Raw genomic sequence first — 13,822 nt, forward strand, 5'->3', positions numbered from 1 at the left:
AAGAGAGACCCGCATGAACCTAAAACGCATGTTTCCCGTCATGGCCTTGGCCGCCCTCATGTCCCAAGCCGTCGAAGCCCGAGAGCTTAAAGCCTTGGGTATCAGCATGGGCTCGCTGGGCAACCCGTATTTCGTGACCCTGGCCGACGGCGCTACGGCCCGGGCCAAGGAGCTCAATCCCAACGTCAAGGTCACCTCGGTGTCGGCCGACTATGACCTGAGCAAGCAGTTCTCGCAGATCGATAACTTTATTTCGTCCAAGGTCGACCTGATCCTGATCAACGCCGTCGACCCGTCGGCTATGGCCTCGGCGATCAAGAAAGCCCGTGACGCCGGGATCGTGGTGGTGGCGGTGGATGTGGACGCCAAAGGCGTGAATGCCACGGTGCAGACCGACAACGTCGAAGCCGGCAAGCTGGCCTGCCAGTTCCTGGTAGACAAACTTGCAGGCAAGGGCAACGTGATTATCCAGAACGGCCCGCAGGTGACCGCCGTGACCGACCGTGTCAAAGGTTGCAAAGCCGCGCTGGCGGGAGCACCGGATATCAAGGTGCTGTCCGACGACCAGGACGGCAAGGGCTCGCGCGAAGGCGGCCTGAACGTGATGCAGGGCTACCTCACGCGCTTCCCGAAAATCGACGGCCTGTTTGCGATCAACGACCCGCAAGCCATCGGCAGTGACCTGGCGGCCAAACAGCTCAAGCGCAGCGGCATCATCATCACTTCGGTGGACGGTGCGCCGGATATCGAACACGCGCTGAAGACCGACACGCAGATCCAGGCCTCCGCCAGCCAGGACCCATGGGCCATGGCGCAGACCGCCGTGAACGTGGGCAATGACCTGCTCAATGATAAAGCCCCGGCCGAAGCGGTGACCCTGCTCACGCCGAAACTGATCACCCGCGACAACGTCGCTACCTACAGCGGCTGGTCGAGCAAGCGTTGATTCAGTTGCATTGATAGAGAGGAACAGCGCCATGGTCACCATGGACGACGTGGCAAGCCGGGCGGGGGTGTCGACGTCGACCGTGTCCCATGTGCTGAACGGCACCCGCAAAGTCAGCCCGGCCACGGTGCAGGCGGTACAGCGCGCGATCCAGGAATTGGGCTACATCCCCAATACCCTGGCGCGCTCGCTGGCGCGTTCCAGTACCAACACCATTGGCGTGGCGATCTCGGCGCTGTCCAACCACTACTTCAGCGAAACCGTGCACGCGATTGAAACCGAGTGCGCCAAACATGGCTACATGATGCTGTTTGTCGACACCCATGATGACCCGGAGCAGGAGCTGCGGGTGGTCACGGCGCTGCATCATCGGCGGGTCGACGGCATTGTGCTGGCCCCCTCGAACGGTTCGCTGGCGCTGGAATACCTGCAGGCCAACCAGATTCCGGCGGTGCTGGTGGACCGGATGATGAGTGATCGGTTTGACCAGGTCGGGGTGGAGAATACCCACGCCACCCAGGCGCTGATCGAACACCTGATTGCCCACGGGCATCGCCGCATCGGCTTTATTGCCGGGCGCGCGGGGTTCAGTACCACGGATGAGCGCGTGGCGGGGTACAAGGCGGGGTTGCAGGCGCAGGCGTTGACGTTTGATCCGCAACTGCTGGTCAACGGCGGCTCCAACACTGAGCCTGCGCGTCGGGCCACGGAGCAGTTGCTGGGCCTGGCCGCGCCGCCGACGGCGATCATGGCCGGCAATAACCTGATGACCCTCGGCGCCATGCACGCCCTGCGGGATGCGCGGCTCGACGTCCCGGAGCACATGGCCCTGGTGGGTTTCGATGATTTTGACTGGGCGGACTTTTTCGTCCCGCGCCTGACGTTGATCGCCCAGCCCGTGCAAGCCCTGGGCGCGCGAGCCGTCGACCTATTGCTGCAACGCATGGCTTCGCCCGACGCACCGCCGCAGAGCGTGCGCCTGGCGCCGACCCTGCAATTACGTAACTCCTGTGGCTGCCGTTGATTGGAATGACCTGCGTATGAACACTCCCGTTTCCCTCGGCATCGACCTCGGCACCTCCGAACTCAAGGCCATTCTCATGGACTCCAGCGGCGCCGTGCTGGCCCATGCCGGAGTGCGCTTGAGCGTGTCACGGCGCCAGCCCGGCTGGTCCGAACAGGCGCCGCAGGATTGGTGGCAGGCCTGTGTGCAGGCGCTTGAGCAACTGCGCGCCCATGAGGCATTTGCCCGCGTGGCCTGCATCGGCCTGTCGGGGCAGATGCATGGCGCGGTGTTGCTGGGCGATGACAACCGTGTGCTGTACCCGGCGATCCTGTGGGACGACTCCCGCGCTGTCGCCGAGGCCGAGCACTTGGGGCCAGGCTTTGCCGAAGTGACCGGCAGCCTGCCCATGGCCGGGCTCACGGCGCCCAAGCTGCTGTGGCTGCAACGGCACGAACCGGAGGTATTCAGCGCCATCGATTGCGTGCTGTCCCCCAAGGATTACCTGCGTTTGCGGCTCAGTGGCGAACGCATCAGCGAGATGTCGGATGCCGCCGGCACCTTGTGGCTGGATGTGGCGCGCCGCGAGTGGTTCAGCCCCATGCTGCGCGCAACGGGCCTGACGCTGGCGCAGATGCCCAGGTTGGTGGAGGGCGGGGCGGCAAGTGCGCGGGTCACAGCAAGCGGGCTGGGCCTGTCGACGCAGGTGGTGATCGCCGGCGGTGGCGGCGATAACCCGGTGGCGGCCGTGGGCATCGGTGCAATCAACGCCGGTGACGGGTTTATCACCCTGGGCACCAGCGCGGCGATTGTGGCGATTACCGATCACGCCGCCGGCAACCCGGCCAGCGCGGTGCACAGTTTTTGTCACGCGTTGCCCGGCCGTTGGTACACCATGGGCGCCATGCTCGCCGGTGCCAGTTGCCTGCGCTGGGTCACGCGGTTGACCGGCATGGCCGACGAACAGGCGCTGCTGGACCAGGTGCGGGCGCAGTTGCCGATCGGGCAACCGGTGCCGCTGGGAACTCCGCTGTTCCTGCCGTATCTGGCGGGTGAACGCACTCCCCATAACGATCCCTTGCTACGCGGTGGTTTCATGAACCTGGGCCATGACTGCACCCCGGCGATGCTGGGGTATGCCGTGATGGAAGGCGTGGGGTTCGGCTTGCTGGATGCGTTGCATGCAGTGCAGTCGAGCGGTGCCCATATCGGTGCCTGTGCCTTGGTCGGAGGGGGCGCGCGCAGTGAGTATTGGGCGCAGTTGCTGGCCAATATCCTGCAAAAGGAGGTTTTTACGCTGCACGGCAGTGAACTGAGCGCCTGCATGGGCGCGGCGAAATTGGGCTTTTTGGCCATCGGCAAGGACCTGCTGGCGGCAGGGATGCCGGTCAAGACGCGCTATATGCCTGATGCAACGCTCCAACCGGTGCTGGAGGCGCGTAATCGCAAGTTTCAAGGTTTGCTGACGGCCGCTAAGGCGCTGCACGACTAACCGCTTGCTGTGATAAGCGGAGCAGGGCCTCATAACCAGGCGGCGTCCCATAATGGATAATCACCAATGTGTTCCACCAGCCCTGCTCGTAGAGGGTTGGCGATGAGGTAGCGAGCCATTTTCAGAAGATTTTCATCGCCCCGAGCCGCGCGGTCATGGTAGCCACGCTGCCAGAACTTTTCTCGACTGCCACGCGCTCGGTTGATGCTAAGCGTGCTGCGTGACTTGGTCTGGCGCATCACATCCCGCAGCGTTGAATGGTTCAGCTCGAACAACCAATGAAAGTGGTCCGGCATCACGACCCACGCCAATGAGTTGACCAGCCCTGCTTCATGAGCACGTTTGAACTCGGCGACCAATAAGCGACCGAGGTAAAAGTCACGGAATAGGGGCAGTCGTTGATGCACCACGGCAGTCACCAAATAAGCACGACCAGTTTCTGAATATCGACCACGCCGCAATAGGTGGGAATTAGGCTGAAGAGACAATCCGTTGCTCCCTGCATGGATAGAAAGCTTTGACGCTAGCAGCGCAGACGGACCGCACCAGGGTACTTGCGTGTCGCTATATTTCTATAAAGGCATATTGGCTGTGGTGGTGAGCAGGCCTTTTGTGGTGAGCAGGCTTGCTGTGGTGAGCAGGCTTGCCCTGCGTTGGGGCGCGAAGCGGCCCTTGCCCCTGAGGCTGCAATACACCTGGAAAAACGCGGTGACTGTTTTGGGGCTGCTGCGCAGCCCAACGCAGGGCAAGCCTGCTCGCCACGGGGTGCTGTTTTGCGGTCTGTCAGCGGGGTTTGAAATGCCGGCAAATTGTGGCTGACGATGTAATACACCTGGAAAAACGCGGTGGCTGTTTTGGGGCTGCTGCGCAGCCCAACGCAGGGCAATCCTGCTCGCCACGGGAGGCTGCCTTGCGGTCTGCATCATTAATCGGCCAATGGCGGCAAGCGTCGTTTCACCGGGGTTTTCTTGACGATGGCGGTATTGGTTTCGGCATAGGCGTTGATCCGGTCGAGCAGGCTGTCCAGGTGGTCCATGGTGCGTACATGCAGGCGTGCGATGAAGCAATCCTCGCCGGTGACCTTGTCACACTCGGTGAACTCGGGGATCGCCTGGATCTGGCGCTCCACCTCCTGCAATTTGCCCGGCAGGGGGCGGATACGCACGATGGCCTGCAACAGGTAGCCAAAATGCCTGGGGTCGATGTCGACGGTGTAGTGGGTCAGCACGCCGCGCTCCTCAAGGCGGCGCAGGCGTTCACCGACGCTGGGCGACGATAGCCCGGTAATCCCCGCCAGGGCCTTGAGCGACAGGCGCGAGTCGTCCATTAAAGCGCTGATGAGTTGCTGGTCGATGGTGTCAATCATGGTGTCTGCCTAATAAGTAAAGGTGATCCGAGGGTTTGGCCTTTTTTAGTCGCTGGAGCGGGGCATAAGCAGATTGCCATAATTGAGCCTCACTTGAGGAGCTTCAATCATGGACACATCCATCCGTCGCGGGTCGTGGGAAATGATCGCCGCCATGCTGATCTCGGGCACCATTGGCTGGTTTGTACTGGTGTCGGGCGTATCGGTGATCGAAGTGGTGTTCTGGCGTTGTGTGATTGGCGGCCTTACGCTGCTGCTGGTGTGCGCGCTGCTCGGTTACCTGCGCCTGGACCTGCTCAGTTGGGCCGGGCTGGGCCTGGCGATACTCAGCGGCGTGGCCATTGTCGGCAACTGGCTGCTGTTGTTCGAATCCTATTCACGGGCGTCCATCGCCATCAGCACCGCGGTGTACAACGTGCAGCCATTCATCCTGGTGATGCTGGCGGCGTTGTTTCTGGGTGAGAAGATCACCGTGCAGAAGCTGGCGTGGTTGAGCGTGGCGTTTTTGGGGATGCTGGCGATTGTCAGCGCCCATGGCGAGTCGCAGAGCGGTGGCGGGGCGTATCTGACAGGCATTGCACTGGCATTGGGCGCGGCGTTTTTGTATGCGGTGGCGGCGTTGATTATCAAGCGCTTGAAAGACGTGCCGCCGCATCTGATGGCCTTGATCCAGGTGACCACCGGGGCGTTGTTGCTGGCACCGATGGTGCCCTGGAACAGCCTGCCAGCGTCGACCGATGCCTGGGCGGCCCTGGTAACGCTGGGTGTGGTGCACACCGGCTTGATGTATGTGTTGCTGTATGGCGCGATCCAGAAACTGCCCACGGCGATCACCGGCGCACTGTCGTTTATCTACCCGATCGCGGCGATTTTCGTTGACTGGGTTGCCTTTGGGCATCAGCTCGGCTGGCTGCAGTGGCTGGGCGTGGCGGCGATTCTGTTGGCGGCGGCGGGGTTGCAGCGGGGCTGGTGGCCCCGCTTCTACAGGGTCAGTGCGTCCCCTGATAGATGATGTTTTCCGGGTTGAAATGCTCCACGGCACTGCCAGGTTGCGGCAACCCAAGGATATGCCCCTTGATCTTGCCCACCACGTGCATCTCGCACGGTTTGCAGTCGAACTTCAACGTCAGCACTTCATCGCCATGGATCAACTGCATCGGCGCGACCTTGGTCTTGACCCCCGTCACGCCCTTGGCCTGTTTAGGGCACAGGTTGAACGAGAAACGCAGGCAGTGCTTGGTGATCATCACCGGCACTTCGCCGGTTTCTTCATGGGCTTCGAAGGCCGCGTCGATCAGTTTGACGCCGTGGCGGTGGTAGAAGTCGCGGGCCTTCTGGTTGTAGACGTTGGCCAGGAACGACAGGTGGGCTTCCGGATACACCGGTGGCGGCGTGGTTTCGGCCTTGCGCCCGCCACGCGGGTGCGCCTTGATGCGGGCGGCGGTCAGCGCTTCGATTACTTCGCGGCGCAGTGCCTTGAGCTGCGAGTTGGGAATGAAGAACGCCTGTGGCGCATCCAGCTCGATGGCGGTGGCGTGGTACTCGGTGGTGCCCAGTTGGCCGAGCAGGTCGCGCAGGGTATCCAGCGCCTGTTCCGGCTTGTTGGCCACGCCGAACGGGCCGGGCAGGGTGACGCCGGCGCTGATGCCTTCTTCGCTGGTGGCGGTGATTTCAAGCTGTTCTTCACGCAGTCGCGCGACCCACGACAGGCCGATACGGCGCTCGGCGGAGGTCTTGAGCAGCGCCTGTTGCCAGTTGTGGTCCAGGTTGCGGTTCAGCGGGTGGTTCGGGCGCAGCTGGTGCAGGCCGGCCGGCATTTCGTTCGGTTCGACGCGGTAGCGGTAGCGCTTCTGGCCGTCTTCCTCGAACTCGCCCTTGGGCTCGGCGATGTTGGCGCGAAAGCCCACCACTTCACGCTTGACCAGCACGTTCAGGCCATCGCCGTTGGACAATGGCTCATGGGTGACCACCTGCAGGTCGCGCTTGCCGGCTTTTTCCACCACGCCCACCGGCAGGCCGGTAAAGGTCGGGGTGTCGAAGGCGCCGATGTCGATCTTGCGGTCGCTGACAAAGTAGTCGGTGCTGCCACGATGGAAGGTTTTTTCCGGGTCGGGCAGGAAGAAATGCGCGGTACGGCCGCTGGATGCGCGAGCCAGGTCCGGGCGGTCTTCCAGGATCTCGTCGAGGCGCTGGCGGTAATAGGCGGTGATGTTCTTCACATAGCCCATGTCCTTGTAGCGGCCTTCGATCTTGAACGAGCGCACACCGGCCTCGACCAGGGCACGCAGGTTGGCGCTCTGGTTGTTGTCTTTCATCGACAGCAGGTGTTTTTCAAAGGCCACGACGCGGCCCTGGTCGTCTTTCAAGGTGTACGGCAGGCGGCACGCCTGGGAGCAGTCGCCACGGTTGGCGCTGCGGCCATTCTGGGCGTGGGAGATATTGCACTGCCCGGAGAACGCCACGCACAGGGCGCCATGGATAAAGAACTCGATGGCGGCGTCCGTCTCGTCGGCGATGGCGCGGATCTCTTGCAGGTTCAGCTCACGGGCCAGGACCAGCTGGGAGAACCCGGCCTGGTCGAGAAACTTGGCCCGGCCCAGGGTGCGGATGTCGGTCTGGGTGCTGGCGTGCAGCTCGATGGGCGGAATATCCAGCTCCATCACGCCCAGGTCCTGCACGATCAACGCATCGACGCCGGCGTCGTAGAGCTGATGGATCAGCTTGCGTGCCGGTTCCAGTTCATTGTCATGCAGGATGGTATTGATCGTGGTGAAGACGCGCGCGTGGTAACGGCGGGCGAATTCGACCAGTTGAGCGATATCGCTCACGTCGTTACAGGCGTTGTGGCGGGCGCCGAAGCTCGGGCCGCCGATGTAGATGGCGTCGGCGCCGTGCAGGATGGCCTCGCGCGCGATGGCAATATCGCGGGCGGGGCTGAGCAATTCCAGGTGATGCTTGGGCAAGGACATAGTTTTTTTAGTCAGGCTTGTCACGGTTGAGGCGCGCATTGTAGCCGTGAATTGCCTGAGCGGCATCACCTCAGGCCTTGGCGGCCATCGCGGTGACTTCCACGCGCATGCCGTCTACCGCCAACGCGGCGACGCCAACCGCCGCGCGCACGGGCCAGGGCTTGGCGAAAAAGCGTTTATAGACCTCATTGAAGGCTGCGCGATCAGCCATATCGGTCAGATAAATGGTCAGGTGCATGACCCGGTCCAGGGAGCTGCCGGCTTTTTCCAGGGCAACTTTCAGCGCTTGCAGGGTGCATTCGCTTTGCACGGTGATATCGCCCAGTTCCAGGCTGCCGTCGGCGCGGGTCGGGATCTGGGTAGAGACCAGGATGCCATTGAAACCGACCACGTCGGAGGAGATGGAATCGGCATCGGGATCGGGGGTATAGGACAGATCGTGGTTGGCCATGGGCGCCTCGTTTATGGGCTGGATTGGAGAGGCGCCATGGTCCCTGAAAATCGCCGCACGGGCAAATCGCCAAGCAGTTTCTTGACGCCAAAAAATAAATGTTCCAGCCGCGTAAAGTCGCGGATTCCGCGGCCGACAGCTATGTTAATGCAATGTTTTCCGCACCGCCGAGGGTACGTCATGTTCAACACATCACTTAAAACAGAACTGGCGGCCAGGACGGCCGAAACCACCGAATACAAAGGACTGATTGCGGCACTTGAACGCTCCATGGCGGTGGTCGAATTCGATCTGAATGGCAAGGTGCTTCGCGCCAATGACAACTTCCTCAAAACCTTGGGTTACAGCCGCGAGCAACTGGCTGGCAAGTCCCACCGCGAGTTTTGCTTGCCAGCGTTGACCAACAGCCCGGCCTACGCGCAGTTCTGGAATGAGCTCAAGGCTGGCAAATTCGTCTCGGGCACCTTCAAACGGGTGGACTCAAGCGGCAAGACGGTCTGGCTTGAGGCCAGCTACAACCCGGTGCTGGATGAACGTGGCCAGGTGTTGAAAGTGGTCAAGTACGCGTTGGATGTCACCAGTAAAGTCGAGCAGGACGCCGCTACCCGCAGCAAGCTGGCGGCCGTTGATCGAGCGATGGCGGTGATCGAATTCGATTTGAGCGGCCACATACTGGACGCCAACGCGAACTTCCTGAACGTGATGGGCTACACGCTGGCCGAGCTCAAAGGCAAACACCACCGCCTGTTCTGCGAACCCGCGCTGGTCAACAGCAGTGAGTATGCGGACTTCTGGCGCCGCCTGAACAACGGCGAATTCTTCACCGGGCAATTCAAGCGCATCGGCAAAAATGGCCGCGTGGTCTGGCTGGAAGCCAGTTACAACCCGGTCTACGACGGTGACGGCACGTTGATCAAGATCGCCAAATTTGCCAGCGACATCACCGAACGCGTGGAAAAGTTCGAGGAAGACTCGCGCGGTGCCTCGCGGGCTTACCATATTTCGTCCGAGACCGAGCGGTTTGCCGAGCACGGTACCCAAGTGATTCATGAAACCGCCACGGAGATGCGTCGGATTGCCGAGAATATCGGTGCCTCGGCGCGTTTGGTCGGGCAACTGGGTGACCGCTCCGAGCAAATCACCGCCATCGTCAATACCATTCGCGGCATTGCCGACCAGACCAACCTGCTGGCGCTCAACGCGGCCATCGAGGCGGCGCGCGCGGGCGATCAAGGGCGTGGTTTTGCGGTGGTGGCCGATGAGGTCAGGCAATTGGCCGGTCGAACCAGCCGCTCCACGGCGGAAATCGCCGAGATGATCGGCATGATCCTGTCGGAAACCCGTGATGCGGTGGCGAGCATGAGTGCCACCCAGGAGGGCGCGCAACGCGGTGTCAATCTGGCCGATCAGGCGGGGTCGGTGATCTTGCAGATTCGCACCAGCACCAACGATGCGGTGAAAGCGGTGAGCATGTTTGCGTCGAAGCTGGATGAGTCGGAAGTCATTCCCAAGACCGCAGTCGGCTGGGTGGGCTAGTCAGCCGGTCACTGCACGCGGGAGGAGGGGGGATTGCCCCCCTCGATCCCCACGGGTATTACTCTTGCACGTCCATGAATTCCTTGGCCCAGGCGACGTAATTCTCAGGCAGGGTGTAGGTGTGCGTCAGCTCGGTGGCGCTCAGGTTCGAGGTGCTGAGGGTCAACTGGCGCTGGGCGCGCAGGCTGTCGTAGGTGGCCTTGATCGCGGCAAAGTAAGCGCCATGACCGGCAACCACAATGCGCACGCCCAGGTCTGCCAGGCGCTGTGCATCATTGAGCTTGGGGTTGCCGTAGGTCACCAGCATCAGCGGTACGCTGAGGTTCTGCGCGATCTGTTCCAGGTGCTCGAAGTCGCTGATCCCCACCATGCAAATCCCGTCGGCGCCGGCTTGCTGATACGCCAGGGTGCGCTCGATCACCGCTTCGGTGGGCAACACCCCCGCGTTGGTGCGCGCGATGATCGACAGCTCAGGGTCGACACGTGCTTTGAGGGCCGCGCGGACTTTGCCGATGCCTTCCTCGATGCAAATCAAATCCGTCGACTTACGCCCGAATTGCGCGGGCAGCAGCGTGTCTTCAATGGTCAGCGCGGCGACGCCGGCGCGCTCGAGCTCTTCGACGGTGCGCATTACGTTCAGGGCGTTGCCGTAGCCGTGGTCGGCGTCGGCAATAAACGGAAGCTGGGCAACGCGACCGATGCGCGTGGCCTGCTCTACGAACTCACTCAGTGTGATCAACGCAAAATCGGGTGCCGCCAGTACCTGCAACGAGGCGACCGAGCCGCCCAGAATGCCCACTTCGAACCCCAGGTCGGCGGCGATACGCGCCGACATCGGGTCGAACACAGAGGCAGTTTCAACGCACACAGGCGTTGCCAGCAATTCACGGAAATGACGACGCAGGGCTGAGTGGGACTTTTTTGGCATGATCTTTCCAGGTTGGGGCCATTGTCGACTAACGATCAATGCCTATTCATAGTCGTGGCAGATTACCACGACGCAAAACCGCGGATTATGACGTTTGAGAATGGGCCATGCCTAAGGCACATACCCTCGCAGGTATGCCCAGGCGCGAGCCTTTCAGTCGGCGGGCAGGCTGACCCAGCTGAAACGGCAGGTGCTGCCACCGCGTTTTTTCGCCTGGTACATCGCGTCATCGGCCCGCGCGAGCAGTTGTTCGACATCCGCCCCATCCCCTGGGTACAGGCTGATGCCGACGCTGATGTGCGTGCTCAGGCGGTGGGCATCGATCATGAAGGGCTGGTTGATCGCGCCGATCAGTTTATCGGCCAGCACCTCGACTTGCCTGGCGTGGTCCATGCCGGTCACCAGGATCGCAAACTCGTCGCCGCTCAAGCGGCTCACCACATCGGAGCGGCGCACCGACTGGCTCAGACGCTCGGCCACCGCCACCAGCAACTTATCGCCACACGCATGCCCGTGGGTGTCGTTCACTGCTTTGAAACGGTCCAGGTCGATAAACATTAACGCCAGCGGCTGTTGCTGCTGGATGGCGTGATTCATTGCCTGGTTGAGCAGGCTCAGGAACAGGCTGCGATTGGGCAAGCCGGTCAGGCCGTCATGGAATGCCAGTTGTTGCATGCGCGCGCGTTCTTCATCCATTACCTTGAAATTGTGCAGGATGGCGATGAAGTGCGTCACCACGCCCTGCGTGTCGAGCACCGGGGTAATGACCTGATTGATCGTACAGTTGGAGCCATCCTTGCGCCGCTCAACCATCTCGCCCTGCCAGGTCAGGCCCGCCAGGATGGTCATCCACAACTCCCGATAAAACGTGGTGGTTTGCCTTCCCGAGGCCAGCAGGTGCGGGGTTTTACCGACCAGCTCCCACTTGGAATAGCCGCTCAACAGGCAAAACGCCTTATTGATCCACACAATGCAACCCGATCTCTCGGTGATCAACACCGGGTTTGTCGCCGCGTCCAGCGACCTCACCAATATTTGCTGCTCATCTTCGATCATGGTGCCCTCCGACAGAGCCGGTGACGCTGCAAAGCCTGGATGCAGGCTAGGGGCAAGGCGCTGGGCGGCTGTTGATGAAAATCAACTTTTGCCAGCACCAGCTGATAAAGATCAAGTGGCCGCCGGCCTGGAACGCTCACTCTGAAAGCCTATTCACCGAGTGAGATGGCCACGTGCCGAGGTGCCCCATGTTGCAGACTCAGCGTTTACTGTTGATTGCCCCTTCGCCCATGACCCGCACGCCGGCGTTCGAGCGTGCCGCCGCCCTGGCGCATGCGATGCAGCTGCCCTTGCACATCGTGGCATTCGACTATCTGCAGGCCCTGGCGATCGCCGGGCTGTTTGCCCCCGAACAGATCAATCGAGCGCGGGAGGGGTATCTCAATACCCATCGCCATTGGCTCGCCGAGCAGGCAGAAGTGATACGCCAGCACGGCGTCGAGGTCACCAGCGAGGTGGTGTGGGTGCACCATCCTTACGAGGAGATCCTGCATTTCGTCAATGAGATGTCACTCGCCCTGATCATCAAGGACGCCGAGGAAGAACCGGCCTTGAAGCGGGTGTTCTACACGCCGCTGGATTGGCAACTGCTGCGCGATTGCCCGGTGCCGGTGCATCTGGTCACTGACTCGCGTCACCCGTTGCCACGCAAGGTGCTGGCGATTGTCGATGTGTTGCGCAGTGAGGAACAGGACCAGGTCTTCAACGACCAGATTGTCGAAGCGGCGGTCAAGCTGGCCGCCCAATGCCAGGCGCAGTTGGAGTTGCTGCATGTGTACGACTGGGCCGCGGTGTACGCCAAGGACATGGGCTTCGGCGCCGTGCCCCTGGCTGCCGGGCTCTATGAGTCGCTCAATGAAGCACAGCATGAGGCGTTTGCGTCTCTGGCCGAGCGCCAGGGGATTGCCGTCGAACATCGGCACTTTATCGAAGGGGTGCCGCTGCTCAACATCTGCGACTTTGCGCGCGATCACCACAGCGACATCATCGTCATGGGCACCGTGCAGCACCGGGGCTTGAACAAGTTGCTGGGCACCACCGCTGAAAGTCTCCTGCACCACGCACCCTGCAGCCTGTGGGCGATTAAACCAACACGCAATTGACTACGTATTGAACCTGGCGCCGGGATCGCCCGGTGCCTGAAGAGGTGCGAAATGAGCCAATACCAACGCCTGTTGCTGATCACCGACCGTACGTTGTATCAGTCCCCGGCGCTGCAGCGTGCCGTGGCCCTGGCCAAGGCATGCCGCGCGAGCCTGGCCGTCAGGGCCTTTATCGAACCGGCGCCGATCATTCATTTGTGGGAGGAGCATCTCGATGAGTCGGCGCATAACGACTACCTGCGCCGTTACTGCGACTGGCTGGTCGAAGAAGTCCAGCGACTGGGCGGTGTAGAGCTGAAAATGTCGGTTGAGCTGGTGTTCACCACCCACCCGTTGCTGGATATCCTGCGCACGATTGCCGATCTGAAGCCCGACCTGGTGATCAAGGACGTGAAGCTCGAACCCCTCCTCAAGCGAGTGTTCATGACCCCGCTCGATTGCCACCTGCTGCGCGAGTGCGCGACGCCCCTGCACCTGGTCAGCCAGGCGCGCTACGGTTTGCCCCATCGCGTGGTGGCGGCGGTTGATCCGTTCGACGCTGCCACGCAAATCAGCGGCCTGAATGACACCATTATTCAGTGTGCCTATTCCATGGCCCGGCAATGCGACGCGCCGCTGCACCTGCTGTATGCCTATGACCTGTCGCCGGCATTCAACGGTGATGCGCCGATGACGATGGGCGGCTGGAACCTGGACTTCGCTGAAGAGTTGCGCCAGTCGCTGCATCAGGCGTTCGTCACCTTGGCCGAGCGTTATGGGGTGCCAGCGGAGCGCCGGCACTTTGTCATGGGCCAACCCGTGCCGGTGATCCAGCAATTCGTCGAGCAATTTCTCGCCGATGTGGTGGTCATGGGCACCGTTCACCGGGTCGGGCTGGAGCGCATGATCGGCAGCAACACCGAACGGGCGCTGTATTCAGTGCCGGGCAGTATTCTGGCGATCCGGCAGCCCGAAAACGGCGACCACCGCTAG

General features: G+C 61.6%; 13 protein-coding genes and 2 pseudogenes. 9 read left to right on the forward strand and 6 right to left on the reverse strand.

The genetic code is table 11. The annotated features are described in order from the left end of the window. The first annotated feature begins 13 nt into the window (after window positions 1-13). From AB4O05_RS18065 to xylB, 3 genes are read left to right on the forward strand one after another with little or no spacing between them, the layout of a single operon-like run. A complete protein-coding gene (locus AB4O05_RS18065; protein ID WP_460136194.1) occupies window positions 14-946 on the forward strand; it encodes an ABC transporter substrate-binding protein in 933 nt (310 codons plus the stop codon). 31 nt (window positions 947-977) lie between these two features. After that, window positions 978-1,970, forward strand: coding sequence for a LacI family DNA-binding transcriptional regulator (locus tag AB4O05_RS18070; RefSeq protein WP_460136193.1), 993 nt, complete (start codon window positions 978-980; stop codon window positions 1,968-1,970). A 16-nt stretch (window positions 1,971-1,986) separates the two neighbouring features. Continuing rightward, window positions 1,987-3,441, forward strand: coding sequence for a xylulokinase (xylB, locus tag AB4O05_RS18075; protein WP_460136192.1), 1,455 nt, complete (start codon window positions 1,987-1,989; stop codon window positions 3,439-3,441). Between the two features lie 29 nt (window positions 3,442-3,470). Here xylB and AB4O05_RS18080 read toward each other — a convergent pair whose 3' ends face one another. Continuing rightward, a complete protein-coding gene (locus AB4O05_RS18080; RefSeq protein ID WP_460136191.1) occupies window positions 3,471-3,929 on the reverse strand; it encodes an REP-associated tyrosine transposase in 459 nt (152 codons plus the stop codon). Between the two features lie 70 nt (window positions 3,930-3,999). On the opposite strand from AB4O05_RS18080, the gene AB4O05_RS18085 reads away from it, so the two are divergent. Beyond that, window positions 4,000-4,260, forward strand: coding sequence for a hypothetical protein (locus AB4O05_RS18085; RefSeq protein WP_460136190.1), 261 nt, complete (start codon window positions 4,000-4,002; stop codon window positions 4,258-4,260). Window positions 4,261-4,366: 106 nt separating this feature from the next. Here AB4O05_RS18085 and AB4O05_RS18090 read toward each other — a convergent pair whose 3' ends face one another. Continuing rightward, on the reverse strand, window positions 4,367-4,807 hold the full coding sequence (locus tag AB4O05_RS18090) for an Lrp/AsnC family transcriptional regulator (protein WP_460136188.1): 441 nt from the start codon (window positions 4,805-4,807) through the stop codon (window positions 4,367-4,369). Between the two features lie 109 nt (window positions 4,808-4,916). Between AB4O05_RS18090 and AB4O05_RS18095 the strand changes: the two genes are divergently transcribed. Further along, window positions 4,917-5,819 carry a DMT family transporter gene (locus AB4O05_RS18095; RefSeq protein ID WP_460136187.1) on the forward strand — a complete coding sequence of 301 codons (903 nt, stop codon included), beginning with the start codon at window positions 4,917-4,919 and terminating at the stop codon, window positions 5,817-5,819. Here the strand turns inward: AB4O05_RS18095 and AB4O05_RS18100 are convergent. Next, entirely contained in the window at window positions 5,797-7,776 is a 1,980-nt protein-coding gene (locus tag AB4O05_RS18100; RefSeq protein ID WP_460136186.1) for a peptidase U32 family protein, read from the reverse strand. The genes AB4O05_RS18095 and AB4O05_RS18100 overlap by 23 nt on opposite strands. A gap of 70 nt (window positions 7,777-7,846) precedes the next feature. Continuing rightward, complete coding sequence (locus AB4O05_RS18105) at window positions 7,847-8,227, reverse strand: RidA family protein (RefSeq protein WP_460136185.1); 381 nt, start codon at window positions 8,225-8,227, stop codon at window positions 7,847-7,849. Between the two features lie 180 nt (window positions 8,228-8,407). Between AB4O05_RS18105 and AB4O05_RS18110 the strand changes: the two are divergent. Both AB4O05_RS18110 and AB4O05_RS18115 read left to right on the forward strand, forming a co-directional pair. Then, window positions 8,408-9,175: pseudogene (locus AB4O05_RS18110) on the forward strand (PAS domain-containing protein); the annotation flags it as partial. Between the two features lie 111 nt (window positions 9,176-9,286). Next, window positions 9,287-9,763, forward strand: a pseudogene (locus AB4O05_RS18115) (methyl-accepting chemotaxis protein); the annotation flags it as partial. 58 nt (window positions 9,764-9,821) lie between these two features. On the opposite strand, the gene AB4O05_RS18120 reads toward AB4O05_RS18115, so the two are convergent. Both AB4O05_RS18120 and AB4O05_RS18125 read right to left on the reverse strand, forming a co-directional pair. Next, window positions 9,822-10,691 (reverse strand): isocitrate lyase/PEP mutase family protein, encoded by an 870-nt coding sequence (locus AB4O05_RS18120; RefSeq protein WP_460136184.1) that lies wholly within the window; start codon window positions 10,689-10,691, stop codon window positions 9,822-9,824. 153 nt (window positions 10,692-10,844) lie between these two features. Next, window positions 10,845-11,747, reverse strand: a complete 903-nt coding sequence (locus tag AB4O05_RS18125) for a diguanylate cyclase domain-containing protein (protein ID WP_460136183.1) — start codon at window positions 11,745-11,747, stop codon at window positions 10,845-10,847. A gap of 188 nt (window positions 11,748-11,935) precedes the next feature. Here AB4O05_RS18125 and AB4O05_RS18130 point away from each other — a divergent pair, with 188 nt between their 5' ends. Together AB4O05_RS18130 and AB4O05_RS18135 are read left to right on the forward strand one after the other, a co-directional pair. Beyond that, a complete protein-coding gene (locus tag AB4O05_RS18130; protein WP_460136181.1) occupies window positions 11,936-12,850 on the forward strand; it encodes a universal stress protein in 915 nt (304 codons plus the stop codon). 51 nt (window positions 12,851-12,901) lie between these two features. Then, complete coding sequence (locus AB4O05_RS18135) at window positions 12,902-13,822, forward strand: universal stress protein (protein ID WP_460136180.1); 921 nt, start codon at window positions 12,902-12,904, stop codon at window positions 13,820-13,822.

It is taken from the genome of Pseudomonas sp. S1_G07 (assembly GCF_054668565.1).